Genomic DNA, 18,830 nt, shown 5'->3' with positions numbered 1-18,830 from the left:
CGGCGCTAACGCAACAGCAGCACGGCGAGCGCGGTCAGCAGCCCGGCGAACATGATCGGCAGGGTACGGATAGCCAGTTCACGGCCACCGATGAAGGCGATCAGCATGGCCTTGACCAGGCTGTTGCTCAGCGCGGCGAATACGATGCCGCGCGACGCGACCTCATGACTGAGCCCGTCGCGGGCATTGTTGGCCAGCGAGAGGGTGATCGCATCCACATCGGTCAGACCTGCGACCAGCGACACCATGTAGATGCCGGCATCGCCCAGCCAGCGCCGTGCCCCCTCGACCAGTAGCAGGATCAACACTAGCAAGGCGGCGAAGCGTAGCGCCGGTCCCAGCTCGAACGGGTTCTTCAGCAGGGGCTCGGCAGTGTCTGTGGGCGTTTTGGCTGCCAGCAGGTAATAGAAGATTGCACCTGCTGTATAGATGGCGCCGGCGCACGCCAGAGGCAGGATCAGGCCGGGAAGCAGCGCCGGATTGACCAGTCCCACCTCCAGTAGAACGCGAGGAAACATGAGCGCCGACGTCGCCAGCAGGCCGGCTGCGAGCGCGGCACGCAGCTTCGGCGCGTTCAGCCGCGCCAGCGTGATGGTCATCGCAGTGGAGGAGACGATGCCGCCAAGCAGCGCCGTGACGAAGAGGCCGTGACGAGGACCAAGGATACGGATCGCCACGTATGCGGCGAAACCGATTCCGGCGATCAGTACCACCATCATCCAGGTCGTGTAGGGATTGAGTGCCTGCCAGGGGCCATAGCCCTGGTTCGGCAGCGTGGGCAGCAGCACCACGGAGATGAACAGCATCTTCAGCGCGCCGCCCAGTTCCGCCTCGCTGAGCCGCTTCAGCGCCTGATGCAGCGGGGCTTTCAGGCTCAGCAGCAGCGCCACGACGATGGCGCATGCGGCGGCGAGCTGCCGGCTCTCCGCGACCGCCAGGCTGCCGAGAACAAAGGTCAGCAGCATGGCGACCTCGGTGGTCATGCCATGGTCGCCGCTGCGACGCGCATCGATCAGATAGCCGGCAATGACCAGCAGCGCGAGCATGGCGAACATGGCCACCCAGGCAGAGCCGCCGAGATGGCTGACGCTAACCGCCGCGAGCCCGCCGAACAGGCCCGACAGGCCGAAGGTGCGGACCCCGGCGACCAGCTCCTGGCCGGGGCCGTCTCTGCCGCTCCAGCTACGTTCGGTGCCGATCAGTAGCCCGACGGCAAGCGCCGTGGCGAGGTTGAGAAAAAGCTCGAGCGTCATCGGCCACCTTGCCGCCAAGTGTGCAAATTGCCAGCAGTGTAACCGGCCTCGGCCGCGATTGTTTCACCCGCTGGCCGAGGTCGCCTGTTTACTGAAGCGTCAGGTGCCGGCTCATCAGGGCGCGCAACGCCGCAGGCTTGACCGGCTTGGCGAGGAAATCCAGGCCGCTTGCGTGAATCGCCGCCACCAGTTCCGGGCGGCCATCGGCACTGATCACCACGCCGGGCACCGGCTCGCCCAGCCGGGTGCGCAACCAGGCCATCAGCTCGGTGCCGGTCTGGCCCTCGTCGAGGTGATAGTCGACCAGCACCAGTTGCGGGCGAATGTCCTCGGCCAGCAGCGCTTCGCATTCGGCGCGGTTGCTGGCGGTCCATACCTGGCAACCCCAGCGGGTGAGCAGGCTGTTCATGCCGACCAGAATGCTGTCCTCGTTATCGATGCAAAGAACCTGAGTGCCGGTCAATGCGGTGTGATGCGGCTCGCCACGCTTGGCTGCCGGGCGCGGCTGGCTCAATGCACGGGCGATCGGCACAGTGACGCTGAACACGCTGCCCTTGCCCGGCCAGGAGCGCACTTCCAGTGGGTGTTCGAGTACGTGGCAGAGACCGTCGGCGATGGCCAGGCCCAGGCCCAGGCCTTTCTCCGCGCGGGTCTGGTGGCTGTCGAGGCGTTTGAACTCCTCGAAGATCACTTTCAGCTTGTCATGCGGGATGCCCGGGCCGCGGTCCCAGACTTCGAGCCGCAGTGATGCGCCTTGCCGGCGCACGCCGAGTACCACGCGGCCCTTGGCGTAACGGAAGGCATTGGTGATGAAGTTCTGCAGCACGCGACGGAGCAGGCGGATGTCACTGTCGACGCGCAGCTTGCTGCCGTGCACGCGGAAGTTGACCCCCTGTTCGCGGGCCAGGGCGGTGAACTCCGTGCCCAGCGTGTCGAACAGCGTGGCGAGCGGGAAGGGGTTGCGATCCGGAGTCACCCGACCGCTTTCCAGGCGCGAGATATCCAACAGGTCGGTGATCAGGTCTTCAGCCGAACGCAGCGAACTGTCCAGATGCTGCACCAGTTCCTGGGCCTCGCTGGGCAGCGCGCTCTGCTGATGCGACAGTGCGGCGGAGAACAGCCGTGCGGCGTTGAGCGGCTGCATCAGGTCGTGGCTGACGGCGGCGAGGAAGCGGGTCTTCGACTGGTTGGCCGCTTCCGCGGTGCTCTTGGCTTCGATCAGCGCCTGGTTGAGCTGCGACAGTTCCTGGGTCCGCTCGCTGACGCGCTGTTCGAGACCTTCGTTGGCATCTTTCAAGGCGCGTTCGGCTTCGCGGTAGGCGGTGATGTCACTGAAGCTCATGACGAAGCCGCCGCCCGGCATCGGGTTGCCGATCAGCTCCACGACGCGGCCGTTGGGGAACAGCCGCTCGGACGTATGCGCGCGACCTTGGCGCATCCAGTACAGGCGCTTGGCCACGTGGGTGTCGGGATCACCGGGACCGCATAGTCCGCGTTCGGCGTTGTAGCGGATGATGTCGGCGATCGGGCGGCCGATGTAGACCAGCCCGTCCGGGTACTCGAAGAGTTCGAGATAGCGATGGTTCCATGCCACCAGACGCAGCGACTGATCGACCACGCTGATGCCCTGGGTGATGTTCTCGATCGCGCCTTGCAGCAGTGCGCGGTTGAACTGCAGCACCTCCGACGCTTCGCCGACGATGCGCACCACGTCGTCGACCTGCATGTCGCGGCCTTCCAGCGCTGCCTTGACCACCGCACGGGTGGACGACGCGCCGAGCACGCCCGCCAGCAGGCGTTCGGTATGGGCGATCCACTGACCATCGGCCTGCAGCTTGGGCGAGAAGTCCTGGCCGTGGCGACGGGCAAAGCGCTGGAAACTCTGCTCGGCGCGCTCGGCGCCGACGAAGCGGGATGCCAGGACCAGCAGGTCTTCGACGCGTACGGCGAGCAGACGGCGGGCACCGGTCGGGGAGGCGATCTCCTGACCGATGAAACGGCTGGCCTGCCAATGCTCGGCCACGTGGGTCTGGGTGAGGATGGATACCCAGAAGAACAGCGTGGCATTGCCGATCAGCGACAGGGTCACGCCCAGGGTCAGTCCGCTGAGGCCGAAACCGAGGCCGCCGTTGTACATCCAGCTCAGGCCCGGGAACATTTCCAGCGGCCAGCCCAGCAGAGGAACAATCAGCGTATAGAACCAGATTGCCGCGCCGGCGGTCAGGCCGGCGAACACGCCGCGACGGTTGGCCTGCTTCCAATACAGCGCACCAACCATCGCCGGGGCCAGCTGAGTGATGGCGGCGAAGGCGATCTGGCCGATTGTAGCCAGCGATGCCGTGGAGCCGAGCAGGCGGTAGCTGACATAGGCGAGCAGCAGGATCACGACGATGCTGATGCGACGTACCGAGAGCATCCAGTGACGGAACGCCTCGAATGGGCGCTCGGTTTCCTGGCGGCGCAGCAGCCAGGGCAGCAGCATGTCGTTGGAAACCATGGTCGACAGTGCGACGCTGGCGACGATTACCATGCCGGTTGCCGCCGAGGCGCCGCCGATGAAGGCGAGCAGGGCGAGCCAGGGATGCAGTTCGGCCAACGGCAGGCTGATGACGAAAGAGTCCGGCGTTACGCCAGGCGGCAGCAGCATCTGTCCGGCCAGCGCGATCGGGATGACGAACACCGCGGCGAGTACCAGATAGAGCGGAAACACCCAGCGGGCCATACGGAAGTCTCGCGGCTCGATGTTTTCCACCACAGAAACGTGAAACTGCCGCGGCAGACAGACGATCGCCATCATCGCGACGGTGGTCTGGACCAGCATGGCTGACCAGTTGACACCTTCGCTCCAGAATCCGGCAAGGTCCGGCGAATCATAGGCCTGATTGAACAGATCGCCGAAGCCGTCGAACAGGCCGAAGGTGACGAAGGCGCCCACCGCCAGGAATGCCAGCAGCTTGATCAGCGATTCGAAAGCGATTGCTAGGACCATGCCGCGGTGATGCTCGGTCACATCGAGGTTGCGCGTGCCGAAGAGGATGGTGAACAGCGCCAGCACGATCGAGACGATCAGCGCGGTGTCGCGCGTGCCGGTGCCGGCTGCCTCGATGTTGATGCCGCTTAGCAGGTTGACGCCGAGTACGATGCCTTTGAGCTGCAGCGCGATGTACGGCAGTACGCCAACCAGGCAGATCAGCGTAACAACCACTGCCAGCAGCTGGGATTTGCCATAGCGGGCGGCGATGAAGTCGGCAATGGAGGTGATGTTCTCCTGCTTGCTGATCATGATCATCTTCTGGATCACATGCGGTGCGAACAGCATCAGCAGGATCGGGCCCAGATAGATCGGCAGGAACGCCCAGAGCTGCTCGGCGGATTGGCCAACAGCGCCGAAGAAGGTCCAGCTGGTGCAGTACACCGCCAGTGAAAGGCTATAGACCCAAGGCCGCAGGCGCGGCGACATGGAAGCGCTGTTGCGGTCGCCGTAGAAAGCGATGGCGAACAGAATGGCCATATAGACGAGGGCGACCGCGGCGATCAGCCCGCCTGACAGCGTCATGCAAACTCCAGAAAACGAAAGGTGAGTGCCAGGCAGGCCTCGGCGGGCCGGTAACGGTGCCGAATTCAATCAGCCCTGGTGACTCGTTAATATGCTGAGTTCGCGAAGTTTCGCAGCAATGGTCACCCCGTGTGCAGGGTTGCGACCAAGGTCGCATGCGTCTAGCGCGGGCCCGCCAGCAATATCGCCGGTCGTCCGCGAAGTACGGCGTTTCCTGCGCCATGGGTTACTGTCTGGTAACCGCCGATTTGCCCGAACGCAATAACAGGAGAATGTCATGCTCAGCCCCCATCCGGTAACCCTGCAACGCGGGGCGCTGCGCCTGGAGCCGCTGATGGAAGCGGATATCCCGGAGCTGGTTGCCCTGGCAGAGCGGAACCGCGCCGAGCTGACATATATGAGCGGGCCGCTACGGCCGGACTGGTACCGCCATGCGCTGGCGGAACAGCGCGAGGGGCGCGCGGTTGTCTTCAGTGTGCGCATGGCCGAGCAGCTGGTCGGCACCACGCGCTTCGCCGACTTCAACCTGAGCCTGCCGGCGGCCGAATTGGGCTGGACCTGGCTGGACCATGCGGAGCATGGCACCGGGCTGAATGCCTCGATCAAGTACCTGCTGCTGCGTCACGCATTCGAAGAATGGCAGTTGGTTCGCCTGCAGCTGAAGACTGCCGCCAGTAACCTCCGCTCGCAGCGGGCCATCGAAAAGCTAGGTGCCCTACGCGAAGGATTGCTGCGTAACCATCGGCGACTGGCAGACGGTCGTCTGGACGATACCGTGCTGTACAGCATCACCGACCGTGACTGGCCGCAGCTCAAGCAGCGGCTCGCGGCCGACTGACTGCTCTGCGACGCATCGCCTGAGCGTCTGAGTTCGGTTATCGTGCGGTGCTTTGCCGCATGTTTTGCGTCGATCCGTCCGCCACCCACGCCTTTCGCTACGAGATCGATAGGCAACGCAAGGTTCGGTGCGAAATTGGCTACAGGAGTTCCAATGTCCCGCTCGCAAGAGTTCGTTCACGGATGCCGTGACATTCTGCCGTTGATCCTCGGTGCGATTCCGTTCGGCGTCATCTTCGGCACGCTGGCCGTCGGCGCCGGATTGACGCCCTGGCAGACCATGGGCATGTCTTCGCTGGTCTTCGCCGGTTCCGCACAGTTCATCGCGATCACGCTGATAACCGGTGGCGTTGGCGCAGCCGTGGTACTGCTGACCACCTTCGTGGTCAATCTGCGGCATGCCTTGTACAGCGCCGCGCTGCAGCCATTCGTTCGTCATCTGCCGGGCCGCTGGCGCGCCCCTCTGGCGTTCTGGCTCACGGACGAGGCCTTCGCCGTGGTGCAGAACCGCTATGCCCGCGACGATGAGTCGCCGTACAAGCATTGGTTCTTTCTCGGCGCCGCGCTGACCATGTACATCAACTGGCAGTTGTCGACACTGGTGGGGGTCGCCTTCGGTCAGGCGGTTCCGGATATCGCCAGCTGGGGGCTGGACTTCGCCATGATCGCCACCTTCATCGGCATCGCGGTGCCGATGATGCGGACGCGCCCGCAGGTGGCCTCGGCGCTGGTGGCTGGCGCGGTGGCCTTGCTGACCTGGGAGCTGCCTTACAAGCTCGGACTGATCGCCGCCGCCATGGCCGGCATCGTCGTCGGCGTCTGGCTCGAACGTCGCGCCGAAGCGGCTGCGCGCATGCAGGGGGCGCTATGACGACCTGGTTGCTGATCTTCGGCATGCTGGCGATCACCTTCGTGATCCGCTACAGCTTTTTCGCCTGGCCCAACCTGCGCTTTCCCCGCGCTATCGAGCAGGGGCTGCATTACGTGCCGGTGGCGGTACTGACTGCCATCGTGGTGCCGGGAATGCTGATGCCGGAAGGGCAGTGGGCGTTGCGCCCGGACAATGCCTATCTGCTAGCGGGGCTGTTGGCGATCCTCATAGCCGCGTTTAGCCGCAACCTGCTGGCGACTATCGCCGGCGGACTGCTGAGCTTCTTTCTGCTGCGCTGGGCTTTCGGGCAGTTGCCGATATGAATCAGGAATCGACCGGGGCTAGCTCGACAAGGCGTGTGCCAGCTGGCGGGCCGGCGACCACGCATTCGCAGTTTCGCCTGCTCGGCAAGCGTCGCTTCCTGCCTTTTTTCTGCACGCAGCTGCTCGGTGCATTCAACGACAACGTGTTCAAGCAGGCGTTGATCCTGGCGATTCTGTTCAAGATCGGCACTGGCGCCGACAAGAGTCTGCTGATTAATCTTTGTGCGCTGCTGTTCATCCTGCCGTTCTTTCTGTTCTCCGCGCTGGGTGGCCAGTTCGGCGAGCGCTTCGAGAAGGCCTGGCTGATTCGCCGGATCAAGTTCGCCGAGATCCTGATCATGCTTGTCGGGGCGCTCGGCATGCTGCTCGGCAACCTGCCGGTATTGCTTGCGGTGCTGTTCTGCATGGGCACCCAGTCGGCGCTGTTTGGTCCGGTCAAGTACTCGATCCTGCCGCAGCAGCTCGCCGAGGATGAGCTGGTGGGAGGCAATGCGCTGGTGGAGATGGGAACGTTCCTGGCGATTCTCGGGGGCACCATCGGTGCGGGTGTGTTGATGGCGAGTGAGGGCTACGCCGAGCTGGTGGCGATCAGCGTGGTGCTGATCGCGCTCGTCGGTTATCTCGCCAGTCTGGCCATTCCAGCCGGTACGGCAGCGCTGCCGACCCTGCATATGGATTGGCGCGTGCTGCGTCAGTCATGGCGCATTCTGCGGCTGGGGCTCGGTCAGCAGCGGGCGGTGTCCCGGGCCATGCTGGGCAATTCCTGGTTCTGGTTTCTCGGTGCGACCTACCTGACGCAGATCCCGGCGTTTGCCAAGGACTATCTCGGTGGCGATGAAAGCGTGGTGACGTTGATCCTGACGCTGTTTTCGGTCGGCATCGCGCTGGGATCGCTGCTTTGCGAGCGGCTGTCGCGGCATCACGTGGAGATCGGCCTGGTCCCGTTCGGAGCCATTGGCCTGAGCCTTTGCGGAGTGCTGCTGTGGTGGCATGCGAGCGGCCACGTGGAGCCTCTGGGTACGGTCGACTGGCTTGCGCTGCTCCGCGAGCCTTCTGCCTGGTGGGTACTGATGGATATCCTCGGGCTGGGGATTTTCGGTGGGCTGTACATCGTCCCGCTGTATGCCCTGATCCAGTCACGCAGTGTGGTTCACGAGCGCTCGCGAGTGGTGGCAGCGAACAACATTCTCAATGCGCTGTTCATGGTCGCGTCGGCGATCATCGCAATTGTCCTGCTGGTGCTGCTGAAGCTCTCGATACCGCAGCTTTTCCTGACTGTTTCGTTGCTCAGCGTGCTGGTCTGCGGGGCGCTGTTCGTCGATGCGCCGGAGTTCATCGAGCGTTTTCTGGTCTGGTCGCTGGGGGAGCGATTGGGCGGGGCGCTGGCGTTGCAGCTGAAGGTGCGTTGAGGGGAGCGGGGCGCCGATCAGCGCCCCGGGCGGGTGTCAGAGGCCCTGGGGGACTTCTTCGCCACCGAACGCCTCGAACAGCGCAGGCAGGAACTCGCGGAAGGTCATCATCATCAGCAGGAAACTGGCGTCCTGCTGGGCAAGGGCGTCTTCACCACCGTCCTGCTCGGCCTGGTCCTGCAGCAGTTCCTCGAAGCGCAGGCGCTTGATGATCAACTTGTCGTCCAGCACGAAGGACAGCTTGTCCTGCCAGGCCAGGGACAGCTGGGTGACCTGCTTGCCGGCTTCCATATGCTGCTGGATCTCGTCGCTGGTCAGGTCCTGGCGCTTGCAGCGCACCACGCCGCCGTCCTCGTGGGTATCGCGCAGCTCGCATTCGTCGAGCACGAAGAAGTCGTCTGCGGACTTCTGCGTCTTGACCCAATCGGTCAGGGTGGCGCTTGGCGCAATCTTCACGGTCAGCGGGCGCACCGGCAGCGAGCCGATCGCTTCACGCAGGGTGGACAGCAGGTCCTCGGCCTTCTTCGGGCTGGCCGAGTTCACCAGGATCAGCCCGCGCTCGGCGTCGATTGCGGCGAAGGTGCCGGATTTGCGGATGAAGGCGCGCGGCAGAAAGGCCTGGATGATCTCGTCTTTTATCTGGTCGCGCTCCTTCTTGTAGACCTTGCGCATCTGCTCGGCTTCGATCTCGTCGACCTTTTCCTTCAGCGCATCCTTGACGACGCTGCCCGGAAGAATGCGTTCTTCCTTGCGCGTGGCGATCAGCAGGAACCCCTGGCTGACGTGCACCAGGGGGGCGTCTTCACCCTTACCAAAAGGGGCGACGAAGCCGTAGGTGCTCAGCTCCTGGCTGGCGCAGGGGCGGGCAGGTTTGGCGGCCAGTGCAGCTTCGAGTGTCTCGGCATCTAGAGCGACGTTCTGGGTGAGACGGTAAACGAGCAGGTTACGAAACCACATGGCGGGGTAGATCTCCGGAAAGCAAAGGGGTGCATTATTCCTGCCTGGCCAGTTCAGGCCAACCCTGCGGGATGTTAATGCACGGCGGACGAGAAAAATCGGCTGGTAAATCGAGGGTTTTCCTAAGTCTTTGGAACTTCTGCAATTTTTTTTTCGAAAGGGGGTTGCCAAGGTGCGGAACCCTCTCTAGAATGCGCCCCACTTCGAGAGCAAACGGGTGATTAGCTCAGCTGGGAGAGCATCTGCCTTACAAGCAGAGGGTCGGCGGTTCGATCCCGTCATCACCCACCACTCGAGGTTTAGCGCAGCGGTAGTTCAGTCGGTTAGAATACCGGCCTGTCACGCCGGGGGTCGCGGGTTCGAGTCCCGTCCGCTGCGCCATATTCGCTTCACGGGTCCACTGAACGCCCTGAAGCAACGAAAGAAACGGCCATCTAGGCCGTTTTTTTTTGCCTGAATTTTTGTGGGCGGAAGCTGCGGGTGCCGCTTCTCGCTCGGCTCGATCCTGCTGTCGGATTGCTACGCGCGTCCGTTCTTTGCAATCTCTTTACGGTCCTTGCCTTGGGGTGCGGTAGCCAGTGCCGGGATGCGCTGCTAAGCTCGACCATCGGTTTTTCGAATGCCCAACAGCGTATTTAAGGAAACAGCATGAGACTGAGACATCATCGTTTGGCGCCTGCGGTTGCCCTGGTTGGCCTGGTGCTGGCCGGCTGCGACTCGCAGACCAGTGTCAAACTGGACACTCCGGCGCAGAAGGCGTCCTATGGTATCGGCCTGAACATGGGCAAGAGCCTTGCGCAGGAGGGTATGGATGATCTCGACTCCCAGGCTGTTGCGCAGGGTATTGAAGATGCCATCGGCAAGAAGGAGCAGAAGCTCACCGATGAGCAGCTGATGGAAGCTTTCACCTTCCTACAAACCCGTGCCGAAGAGCGCATGGTTGAGATGAATGCCAAAGCGGTCGAGGCTGGCAAGAAGTTCCTCGAAGACAACGCCAAGCGTGAGGGCGTGAAGACCACCGAATCCGGTCTGCAGTACGAAGTCGTCAAGGCGGCCGAAGGCCGTCAACCGACCGAGAACGACGTGGTGACCGTGCACTACGAGGGCAGCTTGACCGACGGCACCGTCTTCGACAGCTCGATCAAGCGCGGCAGCCCGATCGATCTGCCGGTCGGCGGTGTGATTCCAGGTTGGGTCGAAGGTCTGCAGCTGATGCATGTGGGCGAAAAGTACAAGCTCTACATCCCGAGCGAACTGGCCTACGGCGAGCAGAGCCCGAGCCCGCTGATTCCGGCCAACTCGGTGCTGGTCTTCGATCTCGAGCTGCTGGATATCAAGGGTGACGAGGCCGAGCAGCCCGCAGCCGAGCAGCCTGCTGAAGCAGCCGAGCAGGAATAAGCGGTTCTCTTCGCTGCAAACGAAAACGCCCCGATCTAGTCGGGGCGTTTTTACATGGGCTTGCTACTGAATCAGTCGTCCATCTGCGACTGCAGGTAGTTTTCCATGCCCACCTTGTCGATCAGGCTCAGCTGCGTCTCCAGCCAGTCGATGTGTTCCTCCTCGGATTCGAGGATGTCTTCCAGCAGCTCGCGACTGCCGTAGTCGCCGACGCTTTCGCAGTAAGCGATGGCGACCTTCAGATCCTGCACGCCACCTTGCTCCAGCCTGAGGTCGCACTCGAGCATCTCGCGAGTGTTCTCACCGATCAGCAGCTTGCCCAGATCCTGCAGATTCGGCAGGCCTTCCAGGAACAGGATGCGCTTGATCAGCTTGTCCGCATGCTTCATCTCGTCGATGGATTCTTCGTACTCATGCTTGCCGAGCTTGCCGAGACCCCAGTCCTCATACATGCGCGCGTGCAGGAAGTACTGGTTGATGGCTACCAGCTCATTGCCGAGGATCTTGTTGAGGTGCTGAATGACCAGCTTGTCGCCTTTCATGTAGTTAGCCTGCCTGACGCGGTGGGAATGCAAGCAGTCTGGCCACGCTCAGGCGACCTGTCAAACCTAAGTCATTGAATGCTAAAGCTAAACCCTAGCGAGAATAGTTGCGTTCCGCATCCTTCTGAGCAACTTGCTGATTTGCAGGCAAAAAAAAGCCGGGCATGCCCCGGCTTCATGGCTTCAGTCTGTCAAGCCTGAACAAAACTGGCAGGGTAGGCGAGGGAGGCCTGGGCACTTTGCACGTTGCTGAGCGTATCGCGCACGACCTGCTTGGCGACGCAGGCACACTTGCCGCACTGGGTGGCGACGCCGGTCGTTTCCCGTACTTCACGGTAGCTGCAGCAGCCTTCGTAGATGGCATCGCGAATCTGGCCGTCGGTGACACCCTGGCAAAGACAGACGTACATAGAAGCACTACCCGTTGAATTCGTTGACGGTTGGGATGCTAATCAGAATGAGAATAATTGTCAAAGTTCGTTCGTCGGGGGGTTCTCCGATGAGCGTATTTTTCCGTTCGTACCGACGGTGTCGAAGGCCGCAGCGAGGATCGGTGTTGATCGCTTTGCGGTAGACTGCGCGCCTTTTCGCAACGGAGGCCGTTCATGGCCCTGCAAGCCACACCATATAAAGTCGAGCTGAATCTCACGGACCTGGACCGCGGGGTTTACGAGAATCTGCGCTTTACGGTCGCCAAACACCCGTCGGAAACCGAAGAACGCCTCGGCGTGCGATTGATTGCCTATGCGCTCTGGTATAGCGAGCAGCTGGCCTTTGGTCGCGGCCTCTCTGATGTGGACGAGCCAGCACTCTGGGAAAAGAGTCTGGATGGCCGCGTCCTTCATTGGATCGAAGTGGGTCAGCCGGATGCAGAGCGATTGACTTGGTGTTCGCGACGAGCCGAACGCGTCAGCCTGGTTGCCTATGGCAATCTGCGCGTCTGGCAGGGCAAGGTGATCGATGCGGTGAAGGGATTGAAGAATCTGTCCATTGCCACCATCGACTCGGAGTCACTTGCCGCGTTGGTCAAGGACTTGCCGCGTAGTCTGCAGTGGGGCGTGATGATCAGTGACGGCACGTTGTTCATCACCGATGAGCGTGGTCAGTTCGAAGTGAAGTTGGGTTGGTTGCTCGGCGAGCGCTGAGAGCGCCCGCCGTGCCAGTCACGCTTGCCAGAACTCCAGCAGCGCATTGAACGACATCACCACCCCAACCGCCGTGGCCAGCATGGCCAATATGCCGAACATCAGCATCCAGGTGGGGTGACGGTAGCCGTCGCCGACGATGTTCGTTTTGCGCGATGCGAGCAGTATGCAGCCCAGTGCCAGCGGCAGCACCAGGGCATTCAGTGTGCCCGCTACCACCAGAACCTTCACGGGCTGGCCGACCAAGCTGTAGATGAGCGTCGAGCAGGCAATAAAGGCGATCACCACTCGCTGGTTATGCCGGCGGATGCTGTCATGCAGCGAGTACATGAAGGTCACACTGGTATAAGCGGCGCCGATCACCGATGAAACCGAAGCGGCCAGCAGCACTACGCCAAAGATCTTGTAGCCGATGGTGCCCATCGAATGGGAAAACACCGACGCAGCGGGGTTGCTCGGGTCGAGAGTCAGGCCCTGGCTGACGACCCCGAGCGCGGCAAGAAAGAGGCAGATGCGCACGACGCCGGTGGTAGCGATACCGATCACGGCCGCGCGGGTTACCAGCCTGACATTCTCTACCCCGGTGATGCCGGCCTCTACCAGGCGATGGCCACCGGAAAACGATATGTAGCCGCCGACCGTGCCGCCCACCAATGTCACGATCGGCAGCAGCAGGATCAATGGGTCGTCCGGATTAAAGCTGCGACTCATCGCTTCGAGCAGCGGTGGATTCGACTGCAGCATGGCGTAGCCGATCATGCACAGCATTACCAGGCCGAGAACCTGCATCACCGAGTCCATCACGCCCTTGGCGTTGCGCAGCAGGAAGATGCCGATGATCAGCACGGCGGCGATCAACGAGCCGATTATCGGCGGGATGCCGAAGATCACATTCATTGCCAGGCCGGCGCCACCGATATTGCCGATATTGAAGGCAATGCCGCCCAGCACGATGAAGGCGGATATCAGATGGCCGACGCCGGGTATCACGCGGTTGGCGACGTCCTGGCCGCGCAGGTTGGCAACGGTGATCACCCGCCAGATATTAAGCTGGGCACCGATGTCGATGAGCAAAGAGATCAGGATCGCGAAGGCGAAACTCGCCAGATACTTCTCGGTGAACAGCGACGTTTGGGTTAGAAACGCGGGTCCGATGGACGAAGTCGCCATGATGAAAATGGCGCCGCGCAGGACGTTGCGCTGGGCGGGAGTTCCGCGTTCGGCTTGTGTGGCTTGCATTGGATACCTTCTTTTTCTTGGCGTTGGGGCAGGTAGAAATGCGCCCGGGTCATACCCGGTAATGTTGTTTTTGTAGGAATAACTGGCTGCTGGTCAGCGGCTCCTTATGAGCGACTATCGCCATTGGGCGAGCAGTTCGCGGTGCGCGCGTTGCGCGGCCTCCAGTGAAATCGGTTTGAGCCTGAGCGAGGTACCGGGCAGGCACTGCCCCAGCTGGGCCACCGCCGCAGGTGTCAGCGCGCCGAGGCGTGGATAGCCGCCGATTGTCTGGCGGTCGTTGAGCAGGATGATCGGCTGCCCGTCGGCCGGAACCTGGATCGCCCCCAGCGGCACGCCTTCGGAAATCATCGATGAGCGCGTGCTGTGAAGCGCGGGGCCGAGCAAGCGCACGCCCATGCGGTCGGCTCGTTGATCGACTGTCCAGTCGCTGTTGAAGGCATCGAACAGGCTCTGGCCGCTGAAATCACCAATCTGCGCACCGAGTACGACCGCCAGGGTCGGGCTCGATAGTGGGGTGACGGTTTGTACTGGCAGCTCTCGGGGAGCAGCAGAAACACCACCGAGCCAGTGCAAGCGGTCGCCCTCGGCCAGCGCTTGGCCGTCACCGGCCAAGCCGCCGAGTTGCTCGCGCCGGACCGTGGCGTAGCTCCCCAACACCGGTGTCGCCTGGAAGCCGCCTGGTGCCGCGAGATAGGCGCGAACGCCTCGCTTTGGATGCGCGAAGGCAAGCAGCTGACCCTTACGGACCTCGAAGCTACGCCCCGGCGCAATGGCCTCGTCATCGAGCGCGGCGCCAAGATCGGCGCCGCAGATCGCCAGGCAGGTATCGGTTTCCGCGCGAATGCTGAAATTCCCCAGCGTGATTTCCACTGTCGCGGCCTGCACCGGATTTCCAAGCAGCCAGTTGGCCCAGCCGTGGGAAATCCAGTCCACCGGGCCGCCCTGGGTAACGCCGAGGTGACGTACGCCCATACGGCCGCCGTCCTGCAGGCTGGCCAGTGCGCCGGCGCGTTCGATAAGCAGGCTCATGCAGTGGTTTCCTTGAAGGGGCTGTCGTCACCGCCCAGGCGGACGAATTCGGCGCGCTCGATGGGCACGAAGCGCACCCGGTCGCTTGGCTGCCAGAGGCTGTAGCCGTCGAGCTCGCGGTCGAACAGACGAACCGGGCTGCGCCCGATCAGATTCCAGCCGCCCGGCGAAACCAGTGGGTAGATCGCTGTCTGCCGATCGGCGATGCCTAGGCTGCCCGCCGGCACCTGCTTGCGCGGTGTGGCCAGGCGCGGGCTGGCCAGACGCTCATCGACCAGCCCGAGAAAGGCGAAACCCGGTGCAAAGCCTAGGGCGAATACCTGATAGATATGCGCGCTGTGTTGCTCGATCACGCCAGCTACACCGAGTCCGCTGCGCTTGCCTAGCGCTCGTAGCTCGGGGCCGACGCTGGCGTCGTACCACACCGGGATTTCATGCTGGCGCGCGGTTTCGGCGGCGGCGGGCTGCAGACCCGCGAGCGCTTGGTGAAGGTGCTGGCGAGCCTGCAGGTCGTCCAGTTGGGTCAGGTCGTAATGCACTAGCAGCGTGGTGTAGGAGGGCACCAGATCGACCAGTGCCGCGCCGAAGGTTTCGCGCACACGCTGACTGGCGGCGAGCATCCAGGGCATGTTGTCTTCATCGATCTGATCGAACAGGCGCAGCAACAGACTGTCGACGCCGACCACTTCGATCCGCGGCTTCATGCGGGAAGCGCCTGCAGCGACTGACGGATGCGCTGGACGGCGGCTATGGAACCGGCGTTGTCGCCATGCACGCAGAGGGTATCGGCCTGCAGAATCAGCGCGCTGCCATCGCTCGCAATCAGCGCCTCGCCCTTGGCCAGGCACAGGGCCTGGTCGGTCACGGTTTCTGCATCGTGGTGGACGGCGCCTGGCAGGCTGCGTGACACCAGCATGCCGGCGGCGTCATAGGCGCGGTCGGCGAACACCTCGAACCACAGGGTGATGCCCATTTCCGCTGCCAGCGCCTGGCTTGCGCTGTTGTCGCGGGTGGACATCAGCATCAGCGGCAGATTGGTGCTGTAGGCCTTGATGGCGCTCATCACCGCGCGCAGCAGTTCGGGCTGGCGCATCATGTCGTTGTACAGCGCACCGTGGGGTTTGACGTAGCGGACCTGCGTGCCTTCGGCGCGGCAGATGCCGTCGAGCGCGCCGATCTGGTAGAGCAGCATGTTCTCCACTTCGGCCGGGCTGCAGGCCATGGAGCGCCGGCCGAAGCCGACCAGATCCGGATAGGCCGGATGGGCGCCAATACGCACATCATGCTTGCGTGCCAACGCCACTGTGCGCCGCATGATCTGCGGATCGGACGCGTGGAAGCCGCAGGCGACATTGGCGCAGTCGATGAAAGGCATCACCTCGGCATCCAAGCCCATGGTCCAGGCGCCGAAGCTTTCCCCTATATCGCAATTGAGTAACAGACGACTCACGATGGCTGCTCCTTTCTAGATGGGCCGGTGCGGCGGTCGAAGCTGATACACTGATAAAGTATCGATAAATTATCAACGTATTTTTCCTATTGACCGCCGAAGTGACCGCGCGGACATTGCTGTATCCTTGCCGCCCACCTCTATACGATCGACCGCCGCTTCTTCAATCAGGAATTCAGAATGGTTGACGCCAAAAGCTCTCGCCCGTTGCGATCCTCGATTGTCGCCTCGGCACATCTCGCCGAGCAGTCTCAGGAATTGTCCGAACTCGAATACGGCATCATCGTCGCCAGCGCCGCGCTGATGCGCTGGATGGAGCGTTGCATGCAAGCCTGCGGTACGGTGGAGATGAACGCGCTGGACGTCATGGTGCTGCATAACCTCACCAGCCGCGGCCGCGCCAAGCGACAGGCGGACATCTGCCTGCTGCTCAACGTGGAAGACACGCACACCGTGACCTACGCGCTGAAGAAGCTCGGCAAACTCGGTCTGGTGGACGGCGCGAAGCAGGGCAAGGAGATGTTCTATCGGACCACTGACAAGGGACGCGCGCTCTGCCAGGAATACGCCGACATCCGCCGCGAATGCCTGATCGCGTCGTTCGAGAACCTGAATATCGATCCCGATGAGATCCATCGCCTGGCGGGTATGCTGCGCGCCATGTCCGGGCTGTACGACCAGGCCGCTCGCGCCGCCACCTCCCTGTAAACGACCTTCACCGAGCCCGGAATTCCATGCGTATCGAACCCCGCCCCTTGCCCGAGCAGCTGCCCGACCTTGGCGAGCTGCCGCCGCTGCTGCAGCGCCTCTACGCGGCCCGTGGCGTGACCTGCGCTGAGGAGCTGGACAAGGGGCTGGCGCGGTTGATTCCTTATAAGCAGCTCAAGGGCATCGATGCCGCGGTGGAACTGCTGGTCGAGGCGCTGGAAAAGCGTCAACGCATCCTGTTCGTCGGCGATTTCGATGCCGATGGCGCCACGGCCAGCACCGTGGGTGTACTTGGCTTGCGCCAGCTTGGCGCTGCCCACGTCGATTACCTGGTGCCCAATCGCTTCGAGTACGGGTACGGTCTGACCCCTGAAATCGTTGCCGTTGCCTTGCAGCGCGAGCCCGATCTGCTGGTGACCGTGGACAACGGCATCTCCAGCGTCGACGGCGTGGCGGCGGCCAAGGCCGCAGGGCTCAAGGTGCTGGTCACGGACCATCACCTGCCGGGTCACGAACTGCCGGCGGCTGATGCCATCGTTAACCCCAATCAGCCTGAGTGCGCCTTTCCCAGCAAGTGCATCGCCGGTGTCGGGGTCATCTTCTATGTGCTGCTGGCATTACGCGCTCGCCTGCGTGAGCTGAACTGGTTCACCCGTCAGGGCTGGACCGAGCCGAATCTGGCTGAGCTGCTCGATCTGGTGGCGCTGGGCAGTGTCGCCGACGTGGTACCGCTGGATGCCAACAACCGCATTCTGGTCCATCAGGGCTTGGCGCGGATTCGCGCGGGGCGGGCGAGGGCGGGCCTGCGGGCGATCCTCGAAGTGGCCGGGCGCGATCATCGGCGCATCACCTCCACCGATCTGGGCTTCATTCTCGGCCCGCGGCTCAACGCGGCCGGGCGGCTGGATGACATGTCGCTGGGCATCGAATGCCTGCTCTGCGAGGACGAGGCACTGGCGCGGGATATGGCGGTCCAGCTCGATGAGCTGAACAAGGACCGCAAGAGCATCGAGCAGGGCATGCAGCGCGAGGCGCTGGCGCAGCTCAAGGATCTGCCGCTGGAAGACCTGCCGTTCGGCCTGTGCCTGTTCGAGGCGGACTGGCATCAGGGTGTGATCGGCATCTTGGCTTCGCGCCTGAAGGAGCGCTACCACCGCCCGACCATCGCCTTCGCCGATGCTGGCGACGGGCTGCTCAAGGGGTCGGCGCGCTCGGTGCCGGGCTTTCATATCCGCGATGCGCTGGATGCGGTTGCCGCCAAGCATCCTGGCTTGATCAGCAAGTTCGGCGGGCACGCCATGGCGGCCGGGCTGTCGCTTCCGCAAGCCAACTTCGGTGCCTTCGCCGCAGCCTTCGACGCCGAAGTGCGCCGCCAGCTGTGCGAGGACGATCTCACCGGTCGGCTGCTCACCGACGGCCAGCTCAGCGTCGAGGAATTTCATCTGGAACTGGCCCGTGCGCTGCGCAACGCCGGGCCTTGGGGCCAGCATTTTCCCGAGCCGATGTTCCATGGGGTGTTCCAGCTGGTGCAGCAGCGTATCGTCGGCGAGCGCCATTTGAAGCTGGTGCTGAAAAGTGAATGTGGATCGCTGACCCTCGACGGCATTGCCTTCAACATCGACCGCGAGATCTGGCCGAACCCGACGGTGCGCTGGGCCGAGCTAGCCTACAAGCTAGACGTCAACGAGTACCGCGGTCAGGAAAGCGTGCAGCTGATGGTGGCGCATATCGCCCCGCGCTGATCGATGCATGCCGGCTGACGATAGGCCGGCTGAATCCAGCGCCATTCCCCGTCAAGACGTCTGATTGTTGCCCGCGGCCATGGCGCCTAGAGTGGCTGGACAACAACAGCGCCATGCGGGAATCCGAAATGAGCGACACGACCGTCCATCACCGTGCCTGTCACCTGTGCGAAGCCATCTGCGGCCTGACCATCCAGACCGAAGGCGAGCGCATCCTTTCGATCAAGGGCGACCCCCTCGACAGCTTCAGTCGCGGCCATATCTGTCCGAAAGCGGTGGCGCTGCAGGACATCCAGAACGACCCTGACCGGCTGCGCCACCCGATGCGCCGCTGCGGCGATGAGTGGCAGGCGATCGGCTGGGGCGAGGCG

Annotated in this window: 17 protein-coding genes, 2 tRNA genes and 1 pseudogene; 11 read left to right on the top strand and 9 right to left on the bottom strand. The window is 62.9% G+C overall.

The window, feature by feature from the left end; translation table 11 throughout:
* Positions 1 to 5: 5 nt before the first annotated feature.
* Both F753_RS42200 and F753_RS42195 read right to left on the bottom strand, forming a co-directional pair.
* Positions 6 to 1,253: an MgtC/SapB family protein gene (locus F753_RS42200; protein ID WP_023446240.1), complete on the bottom strand. Its 1,248-nt coding sequence runs from the start codon at positions 1,251 to 1,253 to the stop codon at positions 6 to 8.
* Between the two features lie 88 nt (positions 1,254 to 1,341).
* Positions 1,342 to 4,809, bottom strand: coding sequence for a hybrid sensor histidine kinase/response regulator (locus F753_RS42195; RefSeq protein WP_023446239.1), 3,468 nt, complete (start codon positions 4,807 to 4,809; stop codon positions 1,342 to 1,344).
* Between the two features lie 277 nt (positions 4,810 to 5,086).
* On the opposite strand from F753_RS42195, the gene F753_RS42190 reads away from it, so the two are divergent.
* The 4 genes from F753_RS42190 to F753_RS42175 all read left to right on the top strand — a co-directional run bounded on the left by F753_RS42190 (position 5,087) and on the right by F753_RS42175 (position 8,249).
* Positions 5,087 to 5,647: a GNAT family N-acetyltransferase gene (locus tag F753_RS42190; RefSeq protein WP_023446238.1), complete on the top strand. Its 561-nt coding sequence runs from the start codon at positions 5,087 to 5,089 to the stop codon at positions 5,645 to 5,647.
* 153 nt (positions 5,648 to 5,800) lie between these two features.
* The gene (locus F753_RS42185; protein WP_014821007.1) at positions 5,801 to 6,517 is read left to right on the top strand and encodes an AzlC family ABC transporter permease; all 717 of its coding nucleotides are present in this window, start codon (positions 5,801 to 5,803) and stop codon (positions 6,515 to 6,517) included.
* Positions 6,514 to 6,840, top strand: coding sequence for an AzlD domain-containing protein (locus F753_RS42180; protein ID WP_014821006.1), 327 nt, complete (start codon positions 6,514 to 6,516; stop codon positions 6,838 to 6,840). Before F753_RS42185 ends, F753_RS42180 begins: the two co-directional genes overlap by 4 nt.
* Positions 6,837 to 8,249, top strand: coding sequence for an MFS transporter (locus F753_RS42175; RefSeq protein ID WP_031298102.1), 1,413 nt, complete (start codon positions 6,837 to 6,839; stop codon positions 8,247 to 8,249). Before F753_RS42180 ends, F753_RS42175 begins: the two co-directional genes overlap by 4 nt.
* A 36-nt stretch (positions 8,250 to 8,285) precedes the next feature.
* Here the strand turns inward: F753_RS42175 and rdgC are convergent, their stop codons facing one another.
* Positions 8,286 to 9,206: a recombination-associated protein RdgC gene (rdgC, locus tag F753_RS42170; RefSeq protein WP_003300724.1), complete on the bottom strand. Its 921-nt coding sequence runs from the start codon at positions 9,204 to 9,206 to the stop codon at positions 8,286 to 8,288.
* Positions 9,207 to 9,421: 215 nt separating this feature from the next.
* Between rdgC and F753_RS42165 the strand changes: the two genes are divergently transcribed.
* The 3 genes from F753_RS42165 (at position 9,422) to bamJ (ending at position 10,604) form a co-directional block, all read left to right on the top strand.
* Positions 9,422 to 9,497 (top strand) — tRNA-Val (locus tag F753_RS42165).
* A gap of 13 nt (positions 9,498 to 9,510) precedes the next feature.
* A tRNA-Asp gene (locus tag F753_RS42160) sits at positions 9,511 to 9,587 on the top strand.
* Between the two features lie 267 nt (positions 9,588 to 9,854).
* Positions 9,855 to 10,604: a BamJ family beta-barrel-assembly machinery protein gene (gene bamJ, locus F753_RS42155; RefSeq protein ID WP_014821004.1), complete on the top strand. Its 750-nt coding sequence runs from the start codon at positions 9,855 to 9,857 to the stop codon at positions 10,602 to 10,604.
* Positions 10,605 to 10,675: 71 nt separating this feature from the next.
* Here bamJ and bfr read toward each other — a convergent pair whose 3' ends face one another.
* Positions 10,676 to 11,146 carry a bacterioferritin gene (gene bfr / locus F753_RS42150; protein WP_003300730.1) on the bottom strand — a complete coding sequence of 157 codons (471 nt, stop codon included), beginning with the start codon at positions 11,144 to 11,146 and terminating at the stop codon, positions 10,676 to 10,678.
* Positions 11,147 to 11,337: 191 nt separating this feature from the next.
* Positions 11,338 to 11,556, bottom strand: a complete 219-nt coding sequence (locus F753_RS42145) for a bacterioferritin-associated ferredoxin (RefSeq protein WP_023446236.1) — start codon at positions 11,554 to 11,556, stop codon at positions 11,338 to 11,340.
* A 195-nt stretch (positions 11,557 to 11,751) separates the two neighbouring features.
* On the opposite strand from F753_RS42145, the gene F753_RS42140 reads away from it, so the two are divergent.
* Positions 11,752 to 12,291, top strand: coding sequence for a YaeQ family protein (locus F753_RS42140; RefSeq protein WP_003300734.1), 540 nt, complete (start codon positions 11,752 to 11,754; stop codon positions 12,289 to 12,291).
* 18 nt (positions 12,292 to 12,309) lie between these two features.
* Here F753_RS42140 and F753_RS42135 read toward each other — a convergent pair whose 3' ends face one another.
* From F753_RS42135 to F753_RS42120, 4 genes are all read right to left on the bottom strand, one after another.
* A complete protein-coding gene (locus F753_RS42135; protein ID WP_023446235.1) occupies positions 12,310 to 13,530 on the bottom strand; it encodes an NRAMP family divalent metal transporter in 1,221 nt (406 codons plus the stop codon).
* A gap of 114 nt (positions 13,531 to 13,644) precedes the next feature.
* Positions 13,645 to 14,559, bottom strand: coding sequence for a 5-oxoprolinase subunit C family protein (locus F753_RS42130; RefSeq protein ID WP_023446234.1), 915 nt, complete (start codon positions 14,557 to 14,559; stop codon positions 13,645 to 13,647).
* The gene (gene pxpB / locus F753_RS42125) at positions 14,556 to 15,263 is read right to left on the bottom strand and encodes a 5-oxoprolinase subunit PxpB (protein ID WP_023446233.1); all 708 of its coding nucleotides are present in this window, start codon (positions 15,261 to 15,263) and stop codon (positions 14,556 to 14,558) included. The genes F753_RS42130 and pxpB overlap by 4 nt, the downstream gene beginning before the upstream one ends.
* Positions 15,260 to 16,009: a 5-oxoprolinase subunit PxpA gene (locus F753_RS42120; RefSeq protein ID WP_023446232.1), complete on the bottom strand. Its 750-nt coding sequence runs from the start codon at positions 16,007 to 16,009 to the stop codon at positions 15,260 to 15,262. The genes pxpB and F753_RS42120 overlap by 4 nt, the downstream gene beginning before the upstream one ends.
* 180 nt (positions 16,010 to 16,189) lie before the next feature.
* Between F753_RS42120 and F753_RS42115 the strand changes: the two genes are divergently transcribed.
* The 3 genes and pseudogenes from F753_RS42115 to F753_RS50320 all read left to right on the top strand — a co-directional run.
* Complete coding sequence (locus F753_RS42115) at positions 16,190 to 16,717, top strand: winged helix DNA-binding protein (protein WP_023446231.1); 528 nt, start codon at positions 16,190 to 16,192, stop codon at positions 16,715 to 16,717.
* A gap of 26 nt (positions 16,718 to 16,743) precedes the next feature.
* Entirely contained in the window at positions 16,744 to 18,459 is a 1,716-nt protein-coding gene (gene recJ / locus F753_RS42110) for a single-stranded-DNA-specific exonuclease RecJ (RefSeq protein WP_023446230.1), read from the top strand.
* A pseudogene (locus tag F753_RS50320) lies at positions 18,348 to 18,830 on the top strand (molybdopterin oxidoreductase family protein); the annotation flags it as partial. The gene recJ and the pseudogene F753_RS50320, both read left to right, overlap by 112 nt.

Origin of the sequence: Stutzerimonas chloritidismutans AW-1 (assembly GCF_000495915.1) — a bacterium.
Lineage (GTDB): Bacteria > Pseudomonadota > Gammaproteobacteria > Pseudomonadales > Pseudomonadaceae > Stutzerimonas > Stutzerimonas chloritidismutans.
This window is presented reverse-complemented; position numbering and strand designations above follow the sequence as displayed.

What these genes read in the sequence shown, in the direction of transcription:
- F753_RS42145 (WP_023446236.1), bottom strand. Translation starts at nt 11,556, where the DNA reads ATGTACGTCTGTCTTTGCCAGGGTGTCACCGACGGCCAGATTCGCGAT.
- F753_RS42180 (WP_014821006.1), top strand. Translation starts at nt 6,514, where the DNA reads ATGACGACCTGGTTGCTGATCTTCGGCATGCTGGCGATCACCTTCGTG.
- F753_RS42195 (WP_023446239.1), bottom strand. Translation starts at nt 4,809, where the DNA reads ATGACGCTGTCAGGCGGGCTGATCGCCGCGGTCGCCCTCGTCTATATG.
- rdgC (WP_003300724.1), bottom strand. Translation starts at nt 9,206, where the DNA reads ATGTGGTTTCGTAACCTGCTCGTTTACCGTCTCACCCAGAACGTCGCT.
- F753_RS42190 (WP_023446238.1), top strand. Translation starts at nt 5,087, where the DNA reads ATGCTCAGCCCCCATCCGGTAACCCTGCAACGCGGGGCGCTGCGCCTG.
- F753_RS42200 (WP_023446240.1), bottom strand. Translation starts at nt 1,253, where the DNA reads ATGACGCTCGAGCTTTTTCTCAACCTCGCCACGGCGCTTGCCGTCGGG.
- F753_RS42185 (WP_014821007.1), top strand. Translation starts at nt 5,801, where the DNA reads ATGTCCCGCTCGCAAGAGTTCGTTCACGGATGCCGTGACATTCTGCCG.
- F753_RS42115 (WP_023446231.1), top strand. Translation starts at nt 16,190, where the DNA reads ATGGTTGACGCCAAAAGCTCTCGCCCGTTGCGATCCTCGATTGTCGCC.
- bamJ (WP_014821004.1), top strand. Translation starts at nt 9,855, where the DNA reads ATGAGACTGAGACATCATCGTTTGGCGCCTGCGGTTGCCCTGGTTGGC.
- F753_RS42135 (WP_023446235.1), bottom strand. Translation starts at nt 13,530, where the DNA reads ATGCAAGCCACACAAGCCGAACGCGGAACTCCCGCCCAGCGCAACGTC.
- F753_RS42140 (WP_003300734.1), top strand. Translation starts at nt 11,752, where the DNA reads ATGGCCCTGCAAGCCACACCATATAAAGTCGAGCTGAATCTCACGGAC.
- bfr (WP_003300730.1), bottom strand. Translation starts at nt 11,146, where the DNA reads ATGAAAGGCGACAAGCTGGTCATTCAGCACCTCAACAAGATCCTCGGC.
- F753_RS42130 (WP_023446234.1), bottom strand. Translation starts at nt 14,559, where the DNA reads ATGAGCCTGCTTATCGAACGCGCCGGCGCACTGGCCAGCCTGCAGGAC.
- recJ (WP_023446230.1), top strand. Translation starts at nt 16,744, where the DNA reads ATGCGTATCGAACCCCGCCCCTTGCCCGAGCAGCTGCCCGACCTTGGC.
- pxpB (WP_023446233.1), bottom strand. Translation starts at nt 15,263, where the DNA reads ATGAAGCCGCGGATCGAAGTGGTCGGCGTCGACAGTCTGTTGCTGCGC.
- F753_RS42175 (WP_031298102.1), top strand. Translation starts at nt 6,837, where the DNA reads ATGAATCAGGAATCGACCGGGGCTAGCTCGACAAGGCGTGTGCCAGCT.